This is a genomic window from Salipiger mucosus DSM 16094, assembly GCF_000442255.1.
Lineage (GTDB): Bacteria > Pseudomonadota > Alphaproteobacteria > Rhodobacterales > Rhodobacteraceae > Salipiger > Salipiger mucosus.
Genome location: NZ_KE557276.1, coordinates 26,529 through 51,695, shown reverse-complemented (window position 1 = coordinate 51,695; position 25,167 = coordinate 26,529). Strand labels below are relative to the sequence as shown.

24 protein-coding genes are annotated in these 25,167 nt (G+C 69.4%); 7 read left to right on the top strand and 17 right to left on the bottom strand.

Annotated elements, in window-relative coordinates; translation table 11 throughout:
* Positions 1 to 36: 36 nt before the first annotated feature.
* From msrB to SALMUC_RS12175, 4 genes are all read right to left on the bottom strand, one after another.
* On the bottom strand, positions 37 to 522 hold the full coding sequence (gene msrB / locus SALMUC_RS12190; protein ID WP_021120304.1) for a peptide-methionine (R)-S-oxide reductase MsrB: 486 nt from the start codon (positions 520 to 522) through the stop codon (positions 37 to 39).
* 172 nt (positions 523 to 694) lie between these two features.
* Entirely contained in the window at positions 695 to 1,261 is a 567-nt protein-coding gene (locus SALMUC_RS12185) for a fasciclin domain-containing protein (RefSeq protein ID WP_020042221.1), read from the bottom strand.
* A 396-nt stretch (positions 1,262 to 1,657) separates the two neighbouring features.
* A complete protein-coding gene (locus SALMUC_RS12180) occupies positions 1,658 to 2,347 on the bottom strand; it encodes an anti-sigma factor (RefSeq protein ID WP_020042220.1) in 690 nt (229 codons plus the stop codon).
* Positions 2,344 to 2,901: a sigma-70 family RNA polymerase sigma factor gene (locus SALMUC_RS12175; RefSeq protein ID WP_020042219.1), complete on the bottom strand. Its 558-nt coding sequence runs from the start codon at positions 2,899 to 2,901 to the stop codon at positions 2,344 to 2,346. Before SALMUC_RS12175 ends, SALMUC_RS12180 begins: the two co-directional genes overlap by 4 nt.
* Before the next feature lie 177 nt (positions 2,902 to 3,078).
* On the opposite strand from SALMUC_RS12175, the gene cobS reads away from it, so the two are divergent.
* The 6 genes from cobS (at position 3,079) to SALMUC_RS12145 (ending at position 9,315) form a co-directional block, all read left to right on the top strand.
* Entirely contained in the window at positions 3,079 to 4,065 is a 987-nt protein-coding gene (cobS, locus tag SALMUC_RS12170) for a cobaltochelatase subunit CobS (RefSeq protein WP_020042218.1), read from the top strand.
* A gap of 31 nt (positions 4,066 to 4,096) precedes the next feature.
* The gene (locus tag SALMUC_RS12165; protein ID WP_198014580.1) at positions 4,097 to 4,423 is read left to right on the top strand and encodes a hypothetical protein; all 327 of its coding nucleotides are present in this window, start codon (positions 4,097 to 4,099) and stop codon (positions 4,421 to 4,423) included.
* Between the two features lie 81 nt (positions 4,424 to 4,504).
* The gene (locus SALMUC_RS12160) at positions 4,505 to 4,921 is read left to right on the top strand and encodes a hypothetical protein (RefSeq protein ID WP_020042216.1); all 417 of its coding nucleotides are present in this window, start codon (positions 4,505 to 4,507) and stop codon (positions 4,919 to 4,921) included.
* A gap of 81 nt (positions 4,922 to 5,002) precedes the next feature.
* Positions 5,003 to 6,877, top strand: coding sequence for a cobaltochelatase subunit CobT (gene cobT / locus SALMUC_RS12155; protein WP_020042215.1), 1,875 nt, complete (start codon positions 5,003 to 5,005; stop codon positions 6,875 to 6,877).
* Positions 6,878 to 7,081: 204 nt separating this feature from the next.
* Entirely contained in the window at positions 7,082 to 8,869 is a 1,788-nt protein-coding gene (locus SALMUC_RS12150; RefSeq protein WP_021120303.1) for an aminopeptidase P family protein, read from the top strand.
* Positions 8,870 to 8,970: 101 nt separating this feature from the next.
* A complete protein-coding gene (locus SALMUC_RS12145; RefSeq protein WP_020042213.1) occupies positions 8,971 to 9,315 on the top strand; it encodes a DUF427 domain-containing protein in 345 nt (114 codons plus the stop codon).
* Positions 9,316 to 9,342: 27 nt separating this feature from the next.
* On the opposite strand, the gene SALMUC_RS12140 is transcribed toward SALMUC_RS12145, so the two are convergent.
* On the bottom strand, positions 9,343 to 11,019 hold the full coding sequence (locus tag SALMUC_RS12140) for a chloride channel protein (protein ID WP_021120302.1): 1,677 nt from the start codon (positions 11,017 to 11,019) through the stop codon (positions 9,343 to 9,345).
* A 66-nt stretch (positions 11,020 to 11,085) separates the two neighbouring features.
* Here SALMUC_RS12140 and SALMUC_RS12135 point away from each other — a divergent pair, with 66 nt between their 5' ends.
* Entirely contained in the window at positions 11,086 to 12,459 is a 1,374-nt protein-coding gene (locus SALMUC_RS12135; protein ID WP_020042211.1) for an FAD-binding oxidoreductase, read from the top strand.
* Between the two features lie 43 nt (positions 12,460 to 12,502).
* On the opposite strand, the gene recN is transcribed toward SALMUC_RS12135, so the two are convergent.
* From recN to murC, 12 genes are all read right to left on the bottom strand, one after another.
* The gene (recN, locus tag SALMUC_RS12130) at positions 12,503 to 14,155 is read right to left on the bottom strand and encodes a DNA repair protein RecN (RefSeq protein ID WP_020042210.1); all 1,653 of its coding nucleotides are present in this window, start codon (positions 14,153 to 14,155) and stop codon (positions 12,503 to 12,505) included.
* Between the two features lie 33 nt (positions 14,156 to 14,188).
* Positions 14,189 to 15,046 carry an outer membrane protein assembly factor BamD gene (locus SALMUC_RS12125; protein WP_020042209.1) on the bottom strand — a complete coding sequence of 286 codons (858 nt, stop codon included), beginning with the start codon at positions 15,044 to 15,046 and terminating at the stop codon, positions 14,189 to 14,191.
* Positions 15,047 to 15,162: 116 nt separating this feature from the next.
* Positions 15,163 to 16,092: a UDP-3-O-acyl-N-acetylglucosamine deacetylase gene (lpxC, locus tag SALMUC_RS12120; protein ID WP_020042208.1), complete on the bottom strand. Its 930-nt coding sequence runs from the start codon at positions 16,090 to 16,092 to the stop codon at positions 15,163 to 15,165.
* A gap of 402 nt (positions 16,093 to 16,494) precedes the next feature.
* Positions 16,495 to 18,213 carry a cell division protein FtsZ gene (gene ftsZ, locus SALMUC_RS12115; RefSeq protein ID WP_020042207.1) on the bottom strand — a complete coding sequence of 573 codons (1,719 nt, stop codon included), beginning with the start codon at positions 18,211 to 18,213 and terminating at the stop codon, positions 16,495 to 16,497.
* A 375-nt stretch (positions 18,214 to 18,588) separates the two neighbouring features.
* Positions 18,589 to 19,923, bottom strand: coding sequence for a cell division protein FtsA (gene ftsA, locus SALMUC_RS12110; protein ID WP_020042206.1), 1,335 nt, complete (start codon positions 19,921 to 19,923; stop codon positions 18,589 to 18,591).
* Entirely contained in the window at positions 19,920 to 20,825 is a 906-nt protein-coding gene (locus tag SALMUC_RS12105) for a cell division protein FtsQ/DivIB (protein ID WP_020042205.1), read from the bottom strand. The genes ftsA and SALMUC_RS12105 overlap by 4 nt, the downstream gene beginning before the upstream one ends.
* Positions 20,822 to 21,742, bottom strand: a complete 921-nt coding sequence (locus SALMUC_RS12100) for a D-alanine--D-alanine ligase (protein ID WP_198014578.1) — start codon at positions 21,740 to 21,742, stop codon at positions 20,822 to 20,824. Before SALMUC_RS12100 ends, SALMUC_RS12105 begins: the two co-directional genes overlap by 4 nt.
* Before the next feature lie 81 nt (positions 21,743 to 21,823).
* On the bottom strand, positions 21,824 to 22,711 hold the full coding sequence (murB, locus tag SALMUC_RS12095; RefSeq protein ID WP_021120299.1) for a UDP-N-acetylmuramate dehydrogenase: 888 nt from the start codon (positions 22,709 to 22,711) through the stop codon (positions 21,824 to 21,826).
* A gap of 62 nt (positions 22,712 to 22,773) precedes the next feature.
* Positions 22,774 to 23,058 (bottom strand): hypothetical protein, encoded by a 285-nt coding sequence (locus tag SALMUC_RS12090; protein WP_020042202.1) that lies wholly within the window; start codon positions 23,056 to 23,058, stop codon positions 22,774 to 22,776.
* A 51-nt stretch (positions 23,059 to 23,109) separates the two neighbouring features.
* Entirely contained in the window at positions 23,110 to 23,364 is a 255-nt protein-coding gene (locus tag SALMUC_RS12085; RefSeq protein ID WP_020042201.1) for a DUF2484 family protein, read from the bottom strand.
* Between the two features lie 138 nt (positions 23,365 to 23,502).
* Positions 23,503 to 23,730: a hypothetical protein gene (locus tag SALMUC_RS12080; RefSeq protein WP_020042200.1), complete on the bottom strand. Its 228-nt coding sequence runs from the start codon at positions 23,728 to 23,730 to the stop codon at positions 23,503 to 23,505.
* Positions 23,731 to 23,767: 37 nt separating this feature from the next.
* Positions 23,768 to 25,165: a UDP-N-acetylmuramate--L-alanine ligase gene (gene murC / locus SALMUC_RS12075; protein WP_037371903.1), complete on the bottom strand. Its 1,398-nt coding sequence runs from the start codon at positions 25,163 to 25,165 to the stop codon at positions 23,768 to 23,770.
* Positions 25,166 to 25,167: the final 2 nt, after the last annotated feature.

The window sequence follows — 25,167 nt, the reverse complement described above, 5'->3', positions numbered from 1 at the left end:
CGGCACCGCCCATTCCGCAGTCTCGTCTGTCGCCCCTCAGGCCGAAGCCGGCCGGAAGGTCAGCGACACCCCGTTGATGCAATGCCGCTTGCCGGTCGGTGGCGGTCCGTCGTCGAAGATGTGCCCCAGGTGCGAGCCGCAGCGGTCGCAGTGCACCTCGGTCCGCACCATGAAGAGCGACCGGTCGGGCTTGGTCTCGACCGCGTCCGGGAGCGGCTCGTAGAACGATGGCCAGCCGGTTCCGCTGTCGAACTTGGTGTCCGAGGCATAGAGCTCCTGGTCGCAGCCCTTGCACAGGAAGGTGCCCTCGCGCTTCTCGTCGTTGAGCGGCGAAGTGAAGGCGCGTTCGGTGCCCTCTTCGCGCATCACCTTGTACTCGAGGTCGGTGAGCATCGCGCGCCACTCCTCTTCGCTGCGCGTCACCTCGAAGTTTTCGGCGGCATCCGCGCCGCCGCTGCGGGTGGCAAGCGCCCCGCCCCCAAGCATCGCGGCGGTGACGGCAAGAAATCCTCGTCGTGTCATGATCGGTCCTCCTCGGCTGAGGAAAAAATGTGCCCCCGGCCCGTTGTGGACAAGCCGGGGGCTGCGCACGATTGCGCGAGAGCCTTGAAACGATGGGGATACGCGGCCCCCGCGGCATCGGCGCAGGTACCCGGACCGGGACATGGGACGGTCCCGGCCGGGCATCCGGTGATTACATGGCGGGCAAGAGGACCCGGTCGATCACGTGGATCACGCCGTTCGACTGGCGCACGTCCGCGATAGTGACGTCGGCACTGCGCCCGCGCTCGTCGGTGAGCGTGATCGTGCCGCCCGACATCTTCGCCTGCAGGGTGCACCCGCCCACGGTGGGCACCGGGTGCATGCCGCCGTCATCGGCGATCATGCCCGCGATGGCATCGGACATGGCGCTGGTGGCGACCACGTGGCAGGTCAGGATCTGCGCCAGCTGGCCCTTGTGCTGGTCCATCATGAGCTGCGACAAGCTGTCGTCCGAGATCCGGTCGAAGGCCGCGTCGGTGGGCGCAAAGACGGTGAAGGGCCCTTCGCCGCTCAGGGTCTCGACAAGGTCGGCCTGCTTGACCGCGGCCACCAGCGTCTCGTGATCGGCCGAGTTGACGGCATTCTCGACGATGGTGCGATCCGGGTACATGGCGGCACCGCCGACCATGGGGTTGTCCTGCGCCAGCGCCGGGGTTGCGAGCGCGGCCACGGCCGTGGCGGCAATGGTCATGAGCGTGAAGCGTGTCATCTGGTCCATCCTCCTCTTCCCCGCCGTTGCGGCGAGGTCATGCGTAGCCACGGAGGGAGACAGCACGGAGTTTCAGATTTTTTCTCACAAAATTCTCACCATGCATCACGGACACGTGATCCGCCGGCTTTTCAGATCCGCCTCAATCCGAGGGGATGCATCAAGTGCAATGACTTCCTTATCGCAGCGGCGAACCAGGCTGGTGTTGATCACGCAGACACCCGCCTCCGTCGAGGACGCTCCAAGTGCAATTCGGAGAAGGACGTGCTCAGCGCGAACCAGACGCTCTGGAACCCGGCCGACATTTCTCTGCCGCCCCCGGTCCTGCTCGCGCTCGCGAACCGCAAGGCGACGGCCCCCGGGCTGCTCCATCCCGTGGCAGCGCCAGCAGTCCAACGTGACGCTTCAGCGCTCCGCGAGCTGCCCGGTATCGAGGATCGGACCGGTGGGCGCGCCCGTGGGCGAGCCGCCCGACGGCTCTTCGGAGATCGCGACCGTGGCGCCCGGCATCAGGGCGGCGATCTCGTCCGGCACGGGGATCGAGGTGAGCTGGTCCTCGACGATCAGGCCAAGCGAGATCGGCGCAGCCTCGGGCCCCGGAATGAGCCAGATCTCGAGCGACCGCTCGGCCGGCAGATCGCCCGCGTCTCGGCGCACCATGAAGGTCTCGCTGTCCGGCGCCCAGTGCGCCAGCAGCTCGAGGCCCCGCTCGCCGGATTGCAGTTCGGCGTAGAGATGGGGTTCGGTGTCGAGCGACAGCAGCCCCGAGAAGACGGCCGCCCAGGCGATGGCCGCCGCCGCGACCGCGCCCAGCAGGTAGGGCATCACCTGCTGCCAGAGCGGTTTGCGAGCGCGACCGAAGAGCGCCGCCTCGACCCGGCGCAGCACCTGCGGCGGCGGCGCCACCTCGGGGACCGGGTCGGTCAGCGTCGCGAAATACTCTTCCCAGGCCTGCACGTCCTGCCGCAGCTCGCGGTCCTGCGCGAGCCGGGCCTCGAAGACGCGCACCTCGTCCTCGGGCAGCAGGCCCAGGACGTACTCCGCCGCCGCGGCATCCCAGCCGCCGGGAAGATCGCTGTCGTCGGGCCCGCTCATCGGCTCAGGCACTCCCTCAGTTGCAACAGGCTGCGGCGCAGCCAGGTGCGGACGGTATTGAGCTTGGTCCCCGTCGAGGAGGCAAGCTCGGCATATGTGACGCCCTCGAGATAGGCGCGGCGCACCATCTCTGCACGGTCGCCCGGCAGCTCGGCCATGCAGTCGGCCAGGGCCTGCGCCTCGGAGCGCGCCTGCACCTGCTGCGCGGGGCCAGGCGCCGGGTCGGCCACCAGGTCGGCGGCGTCGATCGGAGCGCCGGCCGCGCGGCCGCCCGCGTCGCGACGGCGCCGGCGGTCAACGGCGGCGTTGCGCGCCAACGTGATCAGCCAGGTCATCGGCGAGAAACCGTTGACCCGATATTGTCCGGCGCGGTGCCAGATCTTCATGAACACGTCCTGCAACGCTTCTTCGGCCAGCGCCCTGTCATCCAAGACACGCAGGCAGACACCGAAGAGTTTCGCGGACGTGCGCTCATAGAGGAGTCGAAAGGCCGCGCGGTCGCCCATGGCAATGCGCGCGATCAGGTCTTCGATCTCGGCCTGGGGGGAAGTCACTGGTGAGCGCTGCCTGGAAATTGAACCACTGGTGGCAACCTATAGCGGCAGGTGGCCCCCGGCAAACCCAATCGCGGAACGCCCTTTGGGCTGTTGCAGCGGGGTCCCCTTGCCCTTGCCGGGGATATGGTGCACGAACGTGCTCAACCTTTCACGAGAGCGGACAGAGGCTGCAAGATGGCGGACGGCATGATCGACCCTAACGCGAAACCGACCGAGGAAATCGAGGTTCGCGAGGTGTTCGGCATCGACACGGACATGATCGTCCATGGCTTCCCGGACCGCACCGACCGGGTGCCGGACCTGGATTCGACCTACAAGTTCGACCCCGACACGACGCTGGCGATCCTCGCGGGCTTCCGCAACAACCGTCGCGTGATGATTCAGGGTTACCACGGCACCGGCAAATCGACGCACATCGAACAGGTGGCGGCGCGGCTCAATTGGCCCTGCGTTCGCGTGAACCTCGACAGCCACATCAGCCGGATCGACCTGATCGGCAAGGACGCGATCAAGCTGGTGGACGGCAAGCAGGTCACGCAGTTCCAGGAAGGCATCCTGCCCTGGGCCCTGCGCAACCCGACCGCCATCGTCTTCGACGAATACGACGCCGGCCGCGCGGACGTGATGTTCGTGATCCAGCGGGTGCTTGAGACGGACGGCAAGCTGACCCTTCTGGACCAGAACGAGGTCATCACCCCGCACAAGCACTTCCGCATCTTCGCCACGGCCAACACGGTTGGCCTCGGCGACACGACGGGCCTCTACCACGGCACCCAGCAGATCAACCAGGGCCAGATGGACCGCTGGTCGCTGGTGGCGACGCTGAACTACCTCAGCATCGACGCCGAGACGAGCATCGTCCTGTCCAAGGCGCCGCACTACAACACCGAGAAGGGCCGCAAGACCGTCCGCCAGATGGTGACGGTGGCCGATTTCACCCGCCGCGCCTTCATGAACGGCGAGCTGTCGACGGTGATGTCGCCGCGCACGGTGATCGCCTGGGCGACCAACACCGAGATCTTCCGCAACATCGGCTACGCCTTCCGCGTGAGCTTCCTCAACAAGTGCGACGAGCTCGAGCGTCAGACCGTGGCCGAGTTCTACCAGCGCTGCTTCGACGAGGAACTTCCCGAGAGCGCGGCCAACATCACGCTGTCGTAAGATGCGCATCGCGGCGGCGGTATTCGTCCTGATGTCCGCCGCCCCTGCATCTTCGGATCAGGCCGAGGATGTCGCCGATTGCGCCGCCTTCTGGGCCGGTGCGGCGCAGGTTTTCGAGCGCAACCCGCAGCTGGACATCTCGCCGGACACGACCCGCGCGCTTGCGCAGGAGTTTCGCGACATCGCTGGCGCGGCCGGGATGTCGGCGCAGGACATCGCAGGCATCGAGGCGAAGCGCACCGCCGACTACCGCCTGCTGCACCGCCGCGCCATGGGCAGCGACGCGCAGAGCCGCGACATCGTGGAGCGCAAGTCGGGGCGCTGCGAGGGCCTGCTGCCCGCACCGGGCCATCCCTGACACCGCCCTTTCGTTAGAATGCGCGTCATTCCGCGCGGTCGCGTTACCGACTGGTAACCCTGCCGCGCGCAGCATGGCGCCATGCGATACCTCCTGCCCCTCGCCCTGCTTCTCTGCCTTGCCGCGTTTCCCCGGTCCGGCAGCGCGGCGCGCGATGATCGGGCCGGGATCGCGACGGAATACGCCGTCTGCACCGGGCGGTTCGCGGCCATGGCCCAGCATGACCGGATGCGCCGGGATCCCCGCCACGACGCGGCCGAGATGCGGCGCGACTGGATGCGCGCCCTGCTCGACGCGACGCGCAGCGACCTCATCGCCAGGGCCGATGACGACGGCGCACTGGCCCGGCGCTTTCTGCTGGCGCGCAGCCGGGCCGCCCGGGCGCAGGCACGGCTTCTGAACACCGCCAGCTACGACGAGGATCCCCGCCGCGCCCGGATGGCACGGGCCACGGCGATGCGCCACCTGCGCGCCTGCCACGGCCTGTTGACCCGCTGAGGCGAAATCCCCTCGTACGAAGGGGGGCCAGACACCGGATTGCCCCTTGCCAATCGGGCCGTGCGGCGCGAAACCTGTGCCATGGCGCGTAACGACGACAACCCCGCAGATCCCTTCAAGAAGGCGCTGGCCGAGGCCACCAAAGTCATGGCCGACGACTCGGACCTCACGGTCAACTACTCGGTCGACCCGGCCGGCGTTTCGGGCGACATCATGCGCCTGCCGCAGGTCTCGCGCCGGATGTCGCACGACGAGGTGCTGCTGGCGCGCGGCACCGCCGACGCGCTGGCGCTGCACCGCCGTTACCACGACGCGAGCACCCACGCCCGCTACGTCCCGCCGGGCGAGATGGCGCGCGAGCTCTACGAGGCGATGGAGACCGCCCGCTGCGAGGCCATGGGCGCCCGCGACATGCCGGGCACCGCGGGCAACATCGACGCCAAGATCGGCGCCGAGGCGGCCAAGCGCGGCTACGGCCAGATCACCCAGGCCAACGAGGCCCCCCTGCCCGTCGCCGCGGGCTACATGATCCGCCAGCTCGCCACCGGGCGCCAGCTGCCGCCCGACGCGGCACACGTGCTGGACCTGTGGCGCGGCTTCATCGACGACCAGGCCGGCGGCACGCTGGAGGGGCTCGAGGCCAACCTCGCCGACCAGTCGGCCTTTGCGAAATTCGCCCGTCAGGTGATTACCGACCTCGGCTACGGCGACCAGCTGGGCGACGATCCCGACCAGCTCGACGACGACCAGCAGGACGAGGCCGAGCCCGAGGGCAGCGACGAGGAAGAGCCGGACTCGACCGGCGACGAAGGCGAGGACGAGGACCAGGTCGAAGCCTCGCCCGAGCAGAGCCAGGAGCAGACCCAGGACGAGACGCAGGCGCAGGTCTCGATGGACGAGCTCGCCGACCAGGAGATGGGCGAAGAGACCGAGATGCCCGAGGGCGAGGCACCGATGGAGCCGCCCGCCCCGCCGGTCTCGGAGGCCGACCCGGATTACCGCGTCTACGACAGCAGCCACGACGAGGAGATCCCCGCCGAGGAGCTGGCCGAAGCCGCCGAGCTGGAGCGCCTGCGCGCCTATCTCGACCAGCAGCTCGACCCGCTCAAGGGCGCGGTCTCGCGGCTGGCGAACAAGCTGCAGCGCCGGCTTCAGGCCCAGCAGAACCGCAGCTGGGAGTTCGACCGAGAGGAAGGCATCCTCGACGCCGGGCGTCTCGCGCGCGTGGTGGCCAACCCGACGACGCCGCTGAGCTTCAAGGTCGAGAAGGACATGGAGTTCCGCGACACCGTCGTGACGCTGCTGCTGGACAACTCCGGCTCGATGCGCGGACGGCCGATCTCGATCGCCGCGATCTGCGCCGACGTGCTGGCGCGCACGCTCGAGCGCTGCAACGTGAAGGTCGAGATCCTGGGCTTCACCACCCGCGCCTGGAAGGGCGGCATGGCGCGCGAGGCCTGGCTGAACGCGGGGCGCGAGCAACAGCCCGGGCGCCTGAACGACCTGCGGCACATCATCTACAAGCGCGCCGATTCGCCCTGGCGGCGGGTGCGCGACAACCTCGGGCTGATGATGAAGGAAGGCCTGCTGAAGGAGAACATCGACGGCGAGGCGCTGGAATGGGCCCATCGCCGCATGGCGGGCCGGCCGGAGGCGCGCAAGATCCTGATGGTGATCTCGGACGGCGCGCCGGTGGACGACTCGACGCTCTCGGTGAACCCGGCCAACTACCTCGAGAAGCACCTGCGCGACGTGATCGCCATGGTCGAGCGCAAGAAGCAGGTCGAGTTGCTGGCCATCGGCATCGGCCACGATGTCACCCGCTACTACGACCGCGCGGTGACGATCACCGACGTCGAACAGCTGGCCGGAGCAATCACCGAGCAGCTCGCGGCGCTCTTCGACAGCGACCCGCGGGCCCGGGCGCGGGTCATGGGGATCAAGCGCGCCTCCTGAGACGGGTTTCGGACCGGCCCTGCCGGTCCGACCGGCGCGGCCTTCGGCCGCGGGTGTCGGGGCGCTGCCCCCTTTGCGCCTGCGGCGCAAATTCCCCCGGCGTATTTCAAGGAAAGATGAAGGACCCGGCGGCCCTCGCGGCGCAGGAAGATGTGGCGCGCCGCGGTCTGGCTGTTAGGGTCCACCCGCAACGAGGAGAGCGGCATGTTCCAGAGCTTCGAAGAGACGGCACGCCCGGACCAGGGGCCCGCGCGGCTGGAGGCGTTGCGCGCCGAACTGGCGCGCGAGGGCCTCGACGGGTTCATCGTGCCCCGCGCCGACGCGCACCAGGGCGAATACGTGGCGCCGCACGACGAGCGGCTGGCCTGGCTGACCGGCTTCACCGGCTCGGCGGGCTATTGCGTGGCGCTGACCGACCGCGCCGGGGTCTTTGTCGATGGCCGCTACCGTGTACAGGTCAAGGCGCAGGTGGCGGATGTCTTCACGCCGGTGGACTGGCCCGAGACCGGGCTCGCCGCCTGGATCGCCGAGGCGCTGCCCGGCGGCGGGCGCGTGGGGGTCGACCCCTGGCTCTTCTCCGTCGACCAGATGCGCCGGCTGCGCGAGGGGCTGGACGGGGTCGAGGTGGTGGCCTGCGAGAACCTCGTCGACCGGATCTGGGCCGACCAGCCCGCGCCTCCGATGGGCACGGTGCGTGCGCATCCCCCCGAGTTCGCGGGCGAGGCGCACGAGGACAAGATCGCGCGGTTGGCCGGAGGGCTCGGCCCCGCCGAGGCCTGCGTGCTGACCCTGCCCGACAGCATCGCCTGGCTGCTCAACATCCGCGGCTCGGACATCCCGCGCAACCCGGTGCCGCACGGCTTCGCGCTGCTGAACCGCGACGGCTCGGTCGAGCTCTTCATGGCACGCGAGAAGCTGGCCGAGCTGGGCGACCACCTGGGCAGCCGTGTCTCGGTGCTGCCGCCCGAGGGCTTCGTGGCGGCGCTGGCCACGCTCGGGGGGCCGGTGCAGATCGATCCGGCGAGTTGCCCCGTGGCGGTGCTGGACTCGCTCGACCGTGCCGAGGTGATCGAGGCCGAGGACCCCTGCCTGCTGCCCAAGGCCTGCAAGAACGACGCCGAGCTGGAGGGCAGCCGCGCCGCGCACCTGCGCGACGCCGCCGCCATGGTGCGCTTCCTGGCCTGGGTCGATGCGCAGGCGCCGGGCGACTTTTCGGAGATCGACGTGGTGCGCCGGCTCGAGGCCGAGCGCGCCGCCAGCAACATGCTGCGCGACATCTCCTTCGAGACCATCGCGGGCTCAGGGCCGCACGGTGCCATCGTGCACTACCGCGTGACCGAAAGCACCGACCGCAAGGTGCAGGCGGGCGAGCTTCTGCTGGTGGACTCCGGCGGCCAGTATGCCGACGGCACGACCGACATCACCCGCACCATGGCCGTGGGCGACCCGGAGCTCGTCGACGAGGAGACCCGCGCGGCCTTCACCCGCGTGCTCAAGGGCATGGTCGCGCTCTCGCGCCTGCGCTGGCCCGAGGGGCTGGCCGGGCGCGACATCGACGTGCTGGCGCGCGCCGCGCTCTGGGAAGCGGGACTCGACTACGGACACGGCACCGGGCACGGCGTGGGCGCCTACCTCAGCGTGCACGAGGGCCCGCAGCGCATCGCGCGCACCGGCACGGTGCCGCTGCGGCCGGGCATGATCGTGTCGAACGAACCGGGCTTCTATCGCGAGGGCGCCTATGGTATCCGCATCGAGAACCTGATCGCGGTCTCAGAAGCGCCTGCCCTGCCAGGGCAGACCGTGGCGCGGATGCTCTGCTTCGAGACGCTGACCTGGGTGCCCATCGACCGGCGGCTGATCCTGCCGTCCCTGCTCAGCGAGCCGGAGCGGCGCTGGATCGACGACTACCACGCCCGCGTGCTGGAGAGAGTGGCCCCGCTGCTCGAGCCACAGGACCGGGCCTGGCTCGAGGCGGCTTGCGCCCCTCTCTGACCACGCCGCAAGGGGCGCCCGATTGCCGCATGGGGGCCGTGACACAGGACTGTCGCAATGTGACTGATATATGATGCGGGAAACCGCGGGAGAGACGCAACATGCTGAAACACATCACCATCCGCCCCGCCACGGGCACCTGGGTTGTCCGCGTCGGCGGCGCCGTCATCGCCGAAAGCACCAAGGCGCTGGAACTCAGCGAGGGCGAGCTGCCCGCGGTCATCTACTTCCCGCGCTCGGACGTGGCGATGGCCTTCCTCGAGCCCTCGGACTACCGCACGACCTGCCAGTACAAGGGCGATGCAAACTACTTCGACATCGTCTCGCGCAGCAAGACCTACAAGGCCGCCGTCTGGTCCTACGAGGAGCCCTCGGACGACGTGGCCGAGATCAAGGACCATCTTGCCTTCTACGTGCAGGACGGGGTGACCGTCGAGCAGGTCTGAGGCCTGCCCGACCTCAGGCCTCGGGCCTCAGCTGTGTTCCTCGGCCGCCGTCGCGGCGAGGGCACGGTTGTAGGCCTTGAGCGCGTCGACGTGGAACAGCGCGCCCTGCAGCACGGGCGTCTGGTCCTCGCCCTCCAGGGTCACGACCGGCAGGTAGGCGACGCCCGATTTCTCGAAGCGCGGCAGGGCCGTTTCCAGCGTTGCCGAGGCCTTTACGAAGAGCCCCTGCTCGATCATGCGATGGCAGGCCGCCTCGTCCGCAGCGCCCTTGTCGGTCGGCTTGCGCATCACCCCCTGCACCCGGAACATCGCCAACAGGTAGGCTTGCGGCCCGGCGGCGAGGTGCACGTTCCGGTTCTCGAGTTGCGACAGGAAGAAGCTGCGGTCCACCAGCCGCGAGGCCAGCGCGGTGGACATCGAGACCGAAACCATCACCGCTAGGCCGGTCTGCCAGTCCCCGGTCATCTCGAAGACGATGAGCGTGGTCGAGATCGGCGCACCGAGCACCGCCGCGGCGACCGCGCCCATGCCGGCAAGAGCATAAAGCGTGAAGGCCGAGGAGACCTCGGGGAAAAGGCCCGTGGCGATGTGGCCGAAGACGAGGCCCGTCAGCGCGCCCACCATCAGCGAGGGTGAGAACACCCCGCCGCCCATGCGGCCGGCCATGGTGATCGAGAGGGCCGCCACCTTGACCACCGCAAAGGCCAGCGCCTGCCCGAGCGCGAGATCGCCCGAGAGCGCGCGCGAGGTCGTCTCGTAGCCGACGCCGATGATGTGCGGAAAGGCGATGGCCACGGCCCCCAGCAGCAGGCCGGCCACCGCCGGGCGCAGCCAGTGCGGCAGCGAGAGACGGCGCTGAATCACTGTTCCGGTGTTGTCGGCGAAGAAGATGGCCTTCATCGTCAGCACAGCCACCAGGCCGCAGACCAGCCCCAGCAGGAAGAAGGCCGGCAGTTCGAGGTAGAATTCGACCGTCGTGGTTCCCGGAAGCACGAACTCGGTCACATCGCCGTAGGCCAGACGGTTGACCACCGTGCCGGCGGCACTGGCCACCACGATGGGCGCGAAGGCATGCAGCGCGAAATGCCGCAGCACGACCTCGAGCCCGAAGAGCGCGCCGGCGATGGGCGCGTTGAAGCTCGCCGAAACCGCGGCGGCCACCGCGCACCCCAGAAGATCGCGGCCGGTGATTCCATCGACGGCCAGCCGGTTCGAGACCCAGGATGCAATCATCGCCGCGATATGCACGACCGGCCCCTCGCGCCCCGTCGAGCCTCCGGTCGAGAGCGTGATCCAGGAACAGACCGCCGAGGCCATGCCCGCCTTCTTCTCGACGCGGCCATCGTTCAGCGCCGCGCCCTCGATCACGTCGGCGACCGAGCGCAGACGCCCGTCCGGCGTGGCCCTTTGCAGGATCAGCCCCACGATCCCGCCACCGATGGCGGGGATCATCAGGACCCAGAACCATGGCAGTGTCTGGGCGAAACTCGCAAGCGTGTTGACGTCCTCGTGGGCGTAGACGGTGGCCTGCAACCGCTCGACCGCGAACCGGAAAAGGATCGCCGCCAGCCCGGAGGCCAGGCCGACCGTCAGCGCGATGAACCAGAAGGAAACCTGCCCGGGGCCGCGGTGGTACAACAGGTCCCATCCTCGTGCACAAAGATCACGAGTTTCGCGAGATTGTTTCCTAATATGCGATAGCATAGCGCCATCCTTTAACACCGGGCACGGCATCGGTAGGATCGCCTGCGGTCTTATCCGGAGGAAGTCATGTCCATCCCGCAGGCGCTCGACGCCTTGTCAACGTTCCTAGGCGAACGGCTCACCCGGTCCAAGCCGGAACTGGACGCGCACGGCCGCTCGGAATCCCATTTTCCGCTCACGCCACCGGACGCGGTGGCCTACCCCGAAAGCGCGGCCGAGGTGCAGACGCTCGTCGAGATCTGCGCGCAGCACGGCTGCCCGGTGGTGGGCTGGGGCGCCGGCACCTCGCTCGAAGGGCACGGACTGGCCGTGAGGGGCGGCGTGGTCGTGGACTTCACCCGCATGAACAAGGTGCTCGAGATCCGCGGCGCAGACATGGACGTGACGGTGCAGCCCGGCGTCACGCGCGAGTCCCTGAACGAGGAGTTGCGCGCCACGGGCCTGTTCTTCCCGGTCGATCCCGGCGCGAACGCCTCGATCGGCGGCATGGCCGCGACCCGCGCTTCGGGCACCACGACGGTCCGCTACGGCACGATGCGCGACAATATCCTCGGGCTGCAGGCGGTGCTGGCTGATGGCCGTGTGATCCGCACCGGCAGCCGCGCCAGAAAGAGCGCGGCGGGCTACGATCTCACCGGGCTCTTCGTGGGGTCCGAGGGCACGCTGGGACTGGTGACCGAACTCACGCTCAAGCTGCACGGCGTGCCCGAGGCCAGCAGCGCCGGCATCTGCGCCTTTCCGGACATGGACGCGGCGGTGACCGCGGTGATGGAAACGATCCAGATGGGCATTCCCATGGCCCGGATCGAGTTCGTCGACGAGGCGACGGCGCGCGCCTTCAATGCCTATGCCGGGGTCGAGATGACGGAGGCGCCTCATCTCATGGTCGAATTTCACGGCTCTCCCGAGAGCGTCGCGCAGGATGCCGAGCGCTTCGGCGAGATCGTGGCCGATCACGGCGCCTCGCCCTTCCGCTGGTCGACCCGCGAGGAGGAGCGCCGCGCGCTCTGGGCCATGCGGCACAACGCCTATTACGCGGTGCTCGCGCTGCGGAAAGGCTGCCGCGCGCTTGTCACCGACATCTGCGTGCCGATCTCGCGGCTCGCCCAAGCGGTCGAGGAGACGCAGGCCGACATCGCGCAAAGCATCCTGCCTGGGCCGATCCTGGGCCATGTCGGCGACGGCAACTTCCACGCGGTGCTGCTGGTCGATCCCGGGCAGCCGGCGGAACTGGAGGCGGCGAAACGCCTGTCCCACCGCATGGCCGAGCGCGCCCTGCGGCTTGGTGGCACCAGCACCGGCGAGCATGGCGTGGGCATGGGCAAGACCCCCTACATGGAAGCCGAGCACGGCCTGGGCTGGGAGGTCATGGGCCAGATCAAGCGCGCGCTCGATCCGCAGAACATCATGAACCCGGGCAAGCTCGTGCCGCAGGACTGACGCGCAGGAATTTTAGAAAATTCCTTGGGAAGGAATTTGGCGCCTAGCCCGCCAACAAGGCCCGTGCCGCGGCGCGGGCCTCTTCCGTCACGGTGTCGCCCGAGAGCATCCGCGCGATCTCGCCCTCGCGGGCGCCCGGATCGAGCGGCACCACGGTCGAGAGCGTCGCGTCGTCCTCGACCCGCTTCTCCACGCGCCAGTGATGCGCCCCGAGCGCGGCCACCTGCGGCGAGTGGGTCACCACCAGCACCTGCCCGCCCTGCGCGAGCGAGGCCAGCCGCCGGCCCACCGCGTCGGCGGTGGCCCCGCCGACGCCGCGGTCGATCTCGTCGAAGATCATCGTCACGCCGCGATTGCGCTCTTCCGAGAGGCACACTTTCAGCGCCAGCAAAAAGCGCGACAGCTCGCCGCCGGAGGCGATGCGGTTCAGCGCCCCTGCCGGCGCGCCGGGGTTCGTCGCCACGGTGAAGGCCACGGCATCGCGGCCCTCCGGGCCCGGCTCGCCCTCGGTGATCTCGGTCCGGAAGACCGCGCGTTCCATCTTGAGCGGGGCAAGCTCGCCCGAGACCGCCGCGTCGAGCCGCGCCGCCGCCTCGGCGCGGGCCGTGCTCAGAGCCTCTGCGGCAGCGTCGTAGGCACTGTCCGCGTCCTTCACCGCGCGGCTCAACCCCTCGATCTCGTCCGCGCCCCGGTCAAGCGCCTCGAGCCGTCCGCCCAGTGTCTGCGCCAGTTCCGGCAACTCGTCGGGCAGCACCTGGTGCTTGCGGGCCAGAGCGCGGATCGCGAAGAGCCGCTCCTCGGTCTCTTCCAGCTCGCGCGGGTCGAACTCGAGCGAGTCCAGCGCGTCGGCCACCTCGCGGCCAGCCTCGTCCAGTTCGGCCATGGCGCGGGTCAGCGCCGCCATGCCCGCATCGAGACGCCCCTCGGCCTTCTCCGCGGCCCCCTCGAGCCAGCGCAGCGCGTTCGCCATGGCGCCCTCGGCACCGTCGTAGCCCAGGGCCTCTGAGGCGCGGGCGATGTCCTCGCGGATGCGCTCGGCGCCCTGCATGCGGCGGCGCGCGACATCGAGCGCGGCCTCCTCCTCGGGCTGCGGGTCAAGCTTGGTCAGCTCGTCGACGGCGTGGCGCAGGAACTCTTCCTCGGCGCGGACCGCCTCGAGCGCCGCCTCGGCCTCGGCCAGGCGCTTGCGCGCAACGCGGCGCTCGGCCCAGGCTGCGCGGGTGGCCTCCAGTCCGGTGCCAAGATCGGCGTAGGCGTCGAGGATGGCACGGTGCCCGGCCGGGTTCAGCAGCCCGCGATCGTCGTGCTGGCCGTGCAGTTCCACCAGTGTCTCGGAGAGACGACGCAGCACCTCGCCGCTGGCGCGGCGGTCGTTGACCCAGCCCGTCTTGCGCCCGTCGGCGGTGTTGACCCGGCGCAGGATCAGCTCGTCGGCAACGGGCAGGCCCGCCTCCTCCAGCACATCACGCGCCGCGTGGCCCTGCGAGAGCTCGAAGACCGCCGTCACCTCGCCCTGTTTCGCGCCGCCGCGCACCAGCTCGGCGCGACCGCGCCAGCCCAGCACGAAGCCCAGGCTGTCGAGCAGGATCGACTTGCCCGCCCCCGTCTCGCCGGTGAGCACGTTGAGGCCCGGCTGGAAGGCAAGATCCAGCCGTTCGATGATCAGCATGTCCCGGATTTCAAGCGCGCGCAGCATGTTCCGTCGGGCGGGGCCGGACCCCGCCGCCTCCTATAGCCACTCGCCCTTCACCATCTGGCGATAGATCCGCGCCAGCCAGTTGTCGCCGCGCGCCTTCATCTCGAGCCCGGCGCCGGTCAGCAGGTCGTAGCTGTCCTGGTACCACTCGGTGCCCTGGTAGTTGTAACCCAGGATCGCGCCGGCGGTCTGCGCCTCGTCGGTGAGGCCCAGCGACAGGTAACCCTCGACCAGTCGGTGCAGCGCCTCGGGGGTGTGGGTGGTGGTCTGGAAGTCCTCGACCACGACACGGAAGCGGTTGATCGCCGCGCCGTAGTGCTGCCGCTTCAGGTAGTAGCGGCCGACCTCCATTTCCTTGCCCGCGAGATGGTCGAAGGCCAGGTCGAACTTGAGAATCGACGACCGCGCGTATTCGCTCTCGGGATAACGCTCGATCACCGTGCGCAGCGCCTGCAGCGCCTGGAAGGTCAGGCCCTGGTCGCGGCCCACTTCCTCGATCTGGTCGTAGTAGCTGAGCGCGAGAAGGTACTGCGCGTAGGCGGCGTCGTCATCGGTCGGGTAGAAGTCGATGTAACGCTGCGCCGAGGCGCGGCTGTTCTCGTAGTCCTTGTCGAGGTGGTGGGCATAGGCCTGCATGATCAGAGACCGCTTGGCCCACTCCGAATAGGGATAGAGCCGTTCGACCTCGCCGAAGTAGTAGGCCGCCTGCTCGTTGTCGCTCTGATCGAGTTCGTACTCGCCGCGTTCGAAAATCTGCTGAGCCGTGTAGGTCTCGAGCGGGGCGCCCGTCGGGCCGAAGCCCTCGCGCTCCTGCGCACCGCAGGCCGCCAGGGCGACCAGCCCGGAAAGCGCCATTCCGATCACAAGCTTCCGCGATCCGCCGCCTGCCATGCCCGCGTGTCCTCATCTTCCTTGCGCCGCCCCGTTGGCCGGGGCGTGGCATGGTCCTAGCACAGAAAATTCCGGTGCAAAACGCCTTAACGGGGGTTTTGCCAGGGCCGTCTCGCTCAGGCGACCGCCGGGATTTCTTCGCGCGCCACGCCGACGCCCGGCAGCTGCGCGGCGGTGATGTCGTCGCAGGCTCGCAGGCGGAAGGCGCCCGGCTTGGCGAAGAGTTCCTGCAGCAGCATGTTGGTGATCGCGTGGCCGGCCTTGTGGCCCTCGTAGTGGCCCAGGATCGGCGCGCCGGCGGTGTAGAGATCGCCAAGGGCGTCGAGCATCTTGTGGCGCACGGCCTCGTCGGCATGGCGCAGCCCGCCGGGCGAGAGCACCTGGTCGCCGTCGACCACGACGGCGTTCTCGTAGGTGCCGCCGAGGGCGAGACCGTTGGCCTGCATCGTGTCCACGTCCGACTGGCGGCAGAAGGTGCGGCTGTCGCAGAGCTCGCGCACGAAGGCGCCGTTGGCCAGGTTCAGCCCCTTGTCCTGCGTGCCGATGGCCGCATCGGGGAAGTCGATGTGGAACTGCATGGTGAGCCCCTGCCCCGGCCGCGCGGGCGACAGGCGCGCCCAGCCGGCGGCGGTGGTCACCTCGACGGGCTCAAGCACCTCGATCGCGCGCACCGGCGCGGTCAGCGCCCGCACGCCGCGCGACAGGATCCCGCGGACGAAGGGCGCCGCGGAGCCATCGAGGATCGGAACCTCGGGGCCGTCGATCTCGACCAGCGCGTTGTGCACGCCGCAGCCGGCGAGCGCGGCCATGACGTGCTCGATCGTCGAAACCTGCGCGCCGGCGCGGTTCACGATGCGGGTGCAGAGCGGCGTGATCTCGACCGCGTCCCAGCGCGCCGGGACCAGCGTGTCGCCGAGCCGGATGTCGGTGCGCTTGAACCAGATGCCGTGCTCGGCCGAAGCCGGGCGAATGGTCAGGCGGGCCGGACGGCCCGAATGCAGACCGACACCCTGGAACGTGATAGCGCTGCGGATCGTGGTTTGCATGGCGAATACCTCGGGTCACGGAACGGCTTTAGAGTGTGGCTGTTCCTTTGATCCGGGAGATACAGTCGCCCCCCCACGCTCTCAAATCAAACAATGTGTCCGTCTGAAACATCCTCGAACCGCTTTGGGCGGATGCACGCCGGAGTCTGCGGAACGCAACGCAAAACTTTGTTTCATAACGAAAAATATAGACTTATCCACGTCCCGTTCGAGCGACCGGCGTGGGTAATCCGTGACCGGTTGCAACACCGGTGAGGGCTTTTCGTGACAGGTTGTGACAGCGTCTGACGCCGCGAACGCAGGCCCCGGCCCGGCCTAGACGGTGTCCCGACCGCGCCTTTGAAACGCGAACAGGCGCCCCGGACGGGACGCCTGCTTGCATGACTGCGATGTCGCTCGGGCTCAGTTGGCCTGGCGGCGCAGGAAGGCCGGGATCTCGATCCGATCCTGATCCGGCTCCTCTTCGGTGTCGTGCACCGGCGCGGGGGCCTGCGAAGACACCGGCGGCTGCTGGCGGCGCGGCGCCGGCTGAGGCTGCTGCCCCCCCTCGTGGCCGTGCCCGGTCATCCGGTTGATCAGCGAGTTGATCCCGAAGCGCGAACGCTCGCCCTCGGCACCGCGCTGCGCGGCGGGCTGCTGCTGCGAGGACTGCGGCTGCTGCGCGGCGCGCGACTGCGTGCCGGGGGCCGCCTGGTGACGGCTGCGCGCGGCTGCGGCCTGAAGGCGGGCCATGGTCTCCTGCGAGGGCTGACCGGCTTGCTGCGGGCGCGGGGCCACGAATTCCTCGGGGTCGGCATCGAGCGAACCGGACTGCGGCTGGAACTGCGCCACCTGCGGGCGGTAGGCCGGCGGCGGCAGACCGTCGTCGTCCTGCGCAGGCTCTTCCTCGACCACGTCGTAGGACTGGTCGCCATACTCGCCGCTCATCGACCCGAAGAGCGAGGGTTCGTCCTCTTCGTACTGCGGCTCGGGGGCGCGGGCAGCGGCGGGCGCCTGCTGCGGCTGGGCCTGCGGTGCCGGGGTTTCGGCCACGACGGGCTGCGGCTCGGACTGCGGATGCGGCGCGTGCGCCGGCGTCTCCTCGACCACCTCGGCGGTGGGCTTGAGCGGCTGCGCCAGCGAGCGGCGCGGCAGCGGCACGTCGTGCTGCACGTTCGAGGCGTCGATGCCGGTGGCGACCACCGAGACGCGCATCATGCCGTCCATGGTGTCGTCGAGCGTCGAGCCCACGATGATGTTGGCGTCGGCGTCCACTTCCTCGCGGATGCGGTTGGCGGCCTCGTCCAGCTCGAACAGCGTGAGGTCGTGCCCCCCGGTGATGTTGATGAGCACGCCCTTGGCGCCCTTGAGGCTGATCTCGTCGAGCAGCGGGTTCGCTATGGCCTTCTCGGCCGCCTGCACGGCGCGATCCTCGCCCTCGGCCTCGCCGGTGCCCATCATGGCCTTGCCCATCTCGTCCATCACCGCGCGCACGTCGGCGAAGTCGAGGTTGATGAGGCCCGGACGCACCATCAGGTCCGTCACGCCCTTCACGCCCTGGTAAAGCACGTCGTCCGCGAGGCTGAAGGCCTCAGTGAAGGTGGTCTTCTCGTTGGCGAGCCGGAACAGGTTCTGGTTCGGAATGATGATGAGCGTGTCGACGACCTTCTGCAGTGCATCCACACCGTCCTCGGCCTGGCGCATCCGCTTGCCGCCCTCGAACTGGAACGGCTTGGTCACGACGCCCACGGTCAGCACGCCCAGCTCACGCGCGGCCTGCGCGATGATCGGCGCGGCGCCGGTGCCGGTGCCGCCACCCATGCCGGCGGTGATGAAGCACATGTGCGCGCCCGCGAGGTGATCGACGATCTGCTCGATGCTCTCCTCGGCCGCTGCGGCGCCGACGGAGGCCCGGGCGCCCGCGCCCAGCCCCTCGGTCACCTTCACGCCGAGTTGCACCTTGTTCTGCGACATGGACTGCTGGAGCGCCTGCGCGTCGGTGTTGGCGGTCACGAAGTCGACGCCCTCGAGCGCCTTCTCGATCATGTTGTTGACCGCGTTACCGCCTGCGCCCCCCACGCCGAAGACCGTGATCCGGGGCTTGAGCTCTTCCTGTCCGGGCATGGAGAGATTGAGTGCCATGTGTTGTCCGCCTGCTTTTTTAGACTTGCTGAACGCCTGTCCTGCGCCTGTTAGGGCCAATGATTACCGAGATCTTAGCATTGGGTCACGCGAAAAACGAGGATTCGCCGCAAAATATGGGTGAATCGGCCCCACCGGTCGCGGGATTTCGCCGACACCGCGAGATATTGCGGACAATGCCCGGACGCACACAAGACGTCAGCAGACACCGTCCTCCAGTGAGGCGGCGCCGGTCGGTGATTTGCGGGAGCCTGCTCGACATCCCTCTGTCCGCGTCTTCTGCGCGGGTTCTTCCGAAGTGCTACCAGAGCGGCCGAGTGGCGTCACCCTGAAAATGCCCCGCGCGGTGGCGCGGCGCACCGAAATCCGATGTCCTCACCAGTTCTCGCGGAACCAGTGCAGCGCGCGCTTGAGCGAGCGCACCGGGTACTTGTCGACCGGGATCTCGAAGTCCCACCACTCGTCCTGCGGATGCGCGGCGAAGAGGCACATGCCGACCGCGCTGGCGAAGTTCGGGCCTGTCGCCGCCTGCGGCAGCCCGTGCACGCGCATCGGCCGGCCCAGTCGGACCTGGCTGCCCAGGATGCGGCTGGCCAGCCCGTCGAGGCCGGGGATCTGGCTCGCGCCGCCGGTCAGCACGATCTGCTGGCTGGGCATGTGGTCGAAGCCCGCCGCGTCGAGACAGGCGCGCACCTCCTCGAGGATTTCCTCGACGCGCGGGCGCATGATGCCGATCAGCTCGGCTCGGCTGACCTGGCGGCGGTCGTGGTGCCAGTCGCCGGTGTCGCCCGAGATCTCGATCATCTCGCGGTCGTCCATGCCGGTGGCCACCACCCCGCCGTGGAAGGTCTTGATCCGTTCGGCCATGGCCATGGGGATCTGCAGCCCCATCGAGATGTCGCCGGTGACGTGGTCGCCGCCCATCGGGACCGTGTCGGCGTAGATCATGTGCTTCTTCATGAAGATCGAGACGCCGGTCGCCCCGCCCCCCATGTCGATGCAGGCCGCGCCCAGCTCCTGCTCGTCCTCGACCAGCGCGGCCGAGCCGCTGACATAGGCCGAGGAGGCCAGGCCCGCGAGTTCGAGGTCGCAGCGCTTGACGCAGTGGGCGAGATTCTGGATCGCCTGTGCGTTGCAGGTCAGCATGTGCATGTCGCAGGCCAGCTCCTGCCCGATCTGGCCGCGCGGATCGTTCAGCCCCGAGCGGTGATCGAGCGCGAAGTTCACCGGCTGGGCGTGCAGCACCTCGCGGCCCACGCCGATGTCGGGCGGATCGCAGGCCGAAAGCACGCGCGCCACGTCCTGCTCGGTGACCATGGTGCCCGCGATCTCGACGCGCCCGGCCAGCCCGTAGCTGCGCGGCTCGGCCCCCGAGAAGCAGGCGATGACGTGATCGACCCGGATGCCCGCCATGCGCTGCGCCGCCTGCACGGCGGTGCGGATCGCGCGTTCGGTCTCGCCCATCGCCGCGATCTCGCCGAAGCGCACCCCGCGCGAGCGCGTCGTTGCCGCGCCGATCACCCGAAAGCCGGTCTGCCCGGCCAGCGAACCCACGCCATCATCGGGCATCGGCCCGTCGGTGCCATCGAAGCGCAGCACCAGGCAGGCGATCTTGGAACTGCCCACGTCGAGCACCGCGACAACGCCCCTCTGCATCGCCGCCTTGCGCACGTTGCGCATCGCCCGCTGGGATTCGTAGAGCTCGATCATTGTTGTTGTTCTCCGGTCTCAAGGGCCTTGATCCGCCAGTAATCCTCGACCGCGCCGCCCCGCAGCCGCAGGGTGGGCCGGCGCGGCAGGCGCAGGTCCACGGCCGCGATGTCGCGCGCCAGCATGTCCACCGCCTCGTCCATCGCCAGCACCCGCTCGAGCGCCTGCACCGCGTTGCGCGACGGCAGCTCGATCCGCTGTGCGCGGTCCAGCACCACGTCCCAGCGCCGCTCGCCGACCCGCTCGAGGCCCCGCAGCCGCCCGGCCAGCGGCGCCGCCGCGTCGAAGAGCGCGAGCGCCTCGTCGACATGCGCCTCGGCGCCGGGCCCGGCGATCACGGGAAGGTCGGGGCGCTCGGCGCGCGCCTGCGCCGGGCCCACGCGGACGCCGCTGGCGTCCAGAAGCTGCAGCCCCGCGCCCGAGCGCCAGAGCACCGCCGGCACACGCTCGACCACCTCGACCTGCAGCACGCCGCCCTGGCGGATGCGCAGCTGCGCGGTCTCGACGGCATCGAGCGCCACCACGGTCTCGCGCATGGCGTCGAGATCCAGATCGAAGGAGCTGATCGGGAATTCCAGCGGCAGCAGCGCGCGAATGTCCGAGGCCACAGCGTCGCCCGCACCGTCGACGGCCATGAGGTTCACCATGAACTCGGGCCGCGTCTCGAAGGCGTCGCGCAGCTCGGCGATCTGGCCCATCAGGGCCTCGCGGTTGCTGTCGTAGGAAAAATACCAGGTGGTCGCGCCGAAGCCGATGACCAGCGGCAACCCAACCCGCAGCGTCACGCGGAAGAGCGGCGTGAGCATCAGCCGCTCGAGGCGGTATTTCAGGCGCGAGGGCGCAGGATCGGGGTGGTTCACCTGCGGCTCGGGCCGGGTGACGGGAGGCTCGCGGCGCATCATCTGTCGCACGAGGCATCCTCCACCATCCAGCCGCACATCTCGCCGAAGGAGATGCCGCAATGCTGCCCCTGCTCCGGCACGAGCGAGGTGGGCGTCATGCCGGGCTGGGTGTTGGTTTCGAGCAGGATCAGCCCGTCGAGGCCGCGCGCCTCGTCCCAGCGAAAGTCGGTGCGGCTCACGCCCCGGCACCCGAGCGCGTCATGGGCGCGGCGGGCGTAGTCGAGGCAGGCTTCGTGGATCTCGGCCGGAATCTCGGCCGGAAGCACGTGGCGGGACCCGCCTTCCTTGTATTTCGCGTCGTAATCGTACCAGCCGTCGGTGAGGATGTCGGTCACCGTCAGCGCCCGGTCGCCCATCACCGTGGTGGTCAGCTCGCGCCCTGGCGCGAAGGCCTCGACCATGACCACCTCGGGCATGTCGCCTGAGAGCCGCGGCGGCGTGTTGGCCGCGCGGTCCACGAGGTAGACGCCGACCGACGAACCTTCGTTGTAGGGTTTGACGACGTAGGGCGGCACCATGACGTGCTGCGCCATGACCTCGGCCTTGGTGGCGAGCTGGCTGGACACCACCGGCAGCCCCGCGTCGCGGTAGACCTGCTTGGTGCGCTCCTTGTCCATCGCCATCGCCGAGGCCAGAACGCCGGAATGCGTGTAGGGCATCCGCAGCCATTCCAGCAGCCCCTGCACGCAGCCGTCCTCGCCCCAACGGCCGTGAAGCGCGTTGAAGACCACGTCGGGACAAATCTCGTCGAGTTGCTGTACGAGATCACGGCCCGCGTCGACCGTGACAACCTCAAACCCCTGTCCCCTCAAAGCCGCGGCGCATTCCCTGCCGGAACTGAGCGAGACCTCGCGTTCTGCCGAGGGTCCGCCCATCAATACCGCAACTTTCGGGAGTGTCCTGCTCGACATCCCCAAAACCGCCTCGTTCAGGGCGTTTTGCCCTCGTTTCTGTGCGGGGGTTGGCCCCCGTCATCGTCGCGGCCTGCCTGTGGCCACCTAGTCTTGTCCGGGCGTCTCCGGCCCGTTTTCAGCGGCCGGTTCACCGATCCGCATGATTTCCCAGTCTAGCTGCAAACCGCTGTGTTGGAAAACCCTTTTTCGCACTTCCTCGCCCAGCGCCTCGAGATCGGCCGCCGTTGCATCGCCGGTATTCACGAGGAAATTCGAATGCTTGGGCGACATCTGCGCCCCGCCCCGCGTGGCACCGCGCATGCCGGCCTCGTCGATGACCTTCCAGGCCTTTAGGTCATGCGTGTCGTCGGCGCGCCCGGTCGAGCTGAAGCCCGAGGGGTTGCGGAAGGTCGACCCGGCGGTGCGGTCCTTGGTGGGCTGCGTCTCGTCGCGCTTGGCAACCTGGGCGGTCATGCGGTCGGCGAGGTCCTCGGGGTCGCCCTCGGGGCCCTCGAAAGTGGCTTCGACCAGCACCCAGCCCTCGGGGAGGTCGCTCTGGCGGTATCGCAAGTTAAGGTCCGACGGCGTCAGCGTGACGCGGCGGCCGTCGCGGGTGACGGCGCGGGCTTCGACCAGGCGGTCGGCGACGTAGGTGCCGTAGCAGCCCGCGTTCATGCGCAGCGCGCCGCCGATGCTGCCCGGGATCGTGCGCAGGAAGGTGAGGTCGACGCCCTCGGCCGCGGCGCGCTTGGCGACCTGCGCGTCGAGCGCGGCGGCGCCGGCGGTGACGCGGGTGCCCTCGATGGCGACATCGTTGAAGCCGCGCCCGAGGCGGATCACCACCGCGCGCAGACCGCCGTCGCGCACGATCAGGTTCGAGCCGACGCCCATCGGAAAAACCGTAACGTCTTCAGGCAGTTGCGCGAGGAAATCGCGCAGGTCGTCAAGGTCGGCGGGGCGGAAGAGCCAGTCCGCCGGACCGCCGACGCGCATCCAGGTCAGCTCGGAGAGAGCGCGGCCGGGCGTGAGGCGGCCGCGAACGGGGGGGCAGATCGTCAGTCATGAGCTGTCTTCTGCCCTGCCCTGCGGCGGCGGTAAAGCCCCAGCGCGCCGCCCAGCAGCAGGCCCAGCGTGCCCGGAAGCACCAGCAATCCCAACACGATGGCATAGCCGAGCGCGTCGTAGCCCTGTTCCGCCCGGCCCTGCACCAGCGCCCAGGCGCCCGCGAGCACGAGGCCCAGGAGCGCGATCAGCACCCAGCCGGCCCGCCCCGCGCGGGCCAGCAGGTGGCCGAGAATCGCGAAGAGCGCGCAGGCGACGGCCGGGACGAGGTAGACCAAGGGGCATGTCCTTCATGTACGTGTCGTACGGGGTTTTCGTACGGTCGGGCCTCAGGCCCCGCGGCGGGCGCGGGCACGCACCCAGCGCAGCAGGTAGCGCAGCGGCCAGCGCAGGACACTCATCCCCGCGAGGAGCACCAGCAGCCCGACCCAGGGGCCGTTTTCCCAGGTGACGTAGCCCAGCAGCGGGATGCCGAGGGCGATCAGGATGTAGGCCCGCGTCCAGTGGTTGTCGCGCGAGGGCAGGATGCCCATCACGGTGGCGAGAATGGCCCAGAGGCAGGCCAGAAAAAGTGAAATCGTCATCACGGTCCCCGAGGTGCTGCCCCCCAGGCCAGCCGGGGGCAGGATGCCGCAATCACCCCGACCCGGCAAGGCCCGCAAGGGGCGTCGTCGGCGTGTCGGTCAGGTCAGGACCGGCTCACGCACCGGGGCGCCCCGCCGTCAGAGGAACATGCCGGTGACCCAGCGGCGCAGCGGCCAGCTGAGGGCCAGCCCGCCGCCGGTGGCGGCGAGGATGGCCGCGCCCTCGGCCGGGTCGTGGCGCAGGTGCAGCACCAGCAGCACGCCGAAGGCCAGCGCGAAGCCGAAGAGGAAGCGCCGCACCAGCCGCAGGGCCGAGACGGCGAAGAGCAGGACCACCACGGCGGCCATGCCCCAGAGCCAGCTCACGGGCGGACCCCCTGCGCAGAGCGGCCGGGCATGACGCTCACTCGGAGAGCCGCGCCGGCAGGTTGTTGGCCCATGCCGAGATCGTCCCCGCGCCGAGGCAGACGACCATGTCGCCGGGCTGGGCCTGCTCGCGCACGAGGTGCTCGAGGTCGTCCTCGGTCGAGATCGCGCGCGCGTGGCGGTGACCGTGGCGGATCAGCCCGGCGACGAGATCGTCGCGGGTGGCGCCGGGGATCGGCTCTTCGCCGGCGGCGTAGACCTCGGCGATGGCGACGACGTCGGCCTCGTTGAAGCAGGCGCAGAAGTCGTCGAAGAGGCTGGAGAGCCGCGAGTAGCGGTGCGGCTGGTGCACCGCGATGACGCGGCCCTCGCAGGCCTGGCGGGCGGCCTTGAGGACGGCGGCGATCTCGACCGGGTGGTGGCCGTAGTCGTCGATCACGGTGACGCCGTTGACCTCGCCCACGCGGGTGAAGCGGCGGTTCACGCCGCCGAAGGCCTCGAGCGCGGCGCGGATGCCCTCGCGCGACATGCCGAGGTGACGCGCCACGGCGACGGCCGCGAGCGCGTTCGAGACGTTGTGATCGCCGGGCATCGGCAGGGTGCAGTCCTCGATGACCGAGTCCTCGGCCTGCAGGAGGATGTCGAACTTGGCCTTGCCCGTCTCGTAGCGCAGGTTCACCGCGCGCACGTCGGCCTGCGCGTTGAAGCCGTAGGTCATCACGCGGCGGTCGGTGACGCGGCCGACGAGCGCCTGCACCTCGGCGTGGTCGGTGCAGCAGACGGCGAGGCCGTAGAAGGGGATGTTCGAGACGAACTGGTAGAAGCCGTCGCGCAGGTTCTCGATCGAGCCCCAGTGCTCCATGTGCTCGGGGTCGATGTTGGTGACGATGGCGATGGTGGCGGGCAGCCGGTTGAAGGTGCCGTCGCTCTCGTCGGCCTCGACCACCATCCACTCGCCCTCGCCCATGCGGGCGTTGGAGCCGTAGGCGTGGATGATGCCGCCGTTGACGACGGTGGGATCGTAGCTGCCGGCGTCGAGCAGCGTGGCGACCATCGTGGTCGTCGTCGTCTTGCCGTGGGTGCCGGCGACGGCGACGTTGGACTTGAGCCGCATGAGCTCGGCCAGCATCTCGGCGCGGCGGACCACGGGCAGGCCGCGGCGGCGCGCCTCGTCGAGCTCGGGGTTGCCGGGCTTGATCGCCGAGGAGATCACGACGACCTGCGCTGTCTCGAGGTTCGCGGGGGCCTGGCCCTCGAAGATCTGCGCGCCGAGGTCCTCGAGCCGCTTGGTGATGTTCGAGCGCTTCAGGTCGGAGCCCTGCACGCGGTAGCCGTGGTTCAGCAGCACCTCGGCGATGCCGGACATGCCGATGCCGCCGATGCCGACGAAATGGATCGGGCCCACGTCGCCCGGGAGCTTTGTCGCTGCGTTCATCG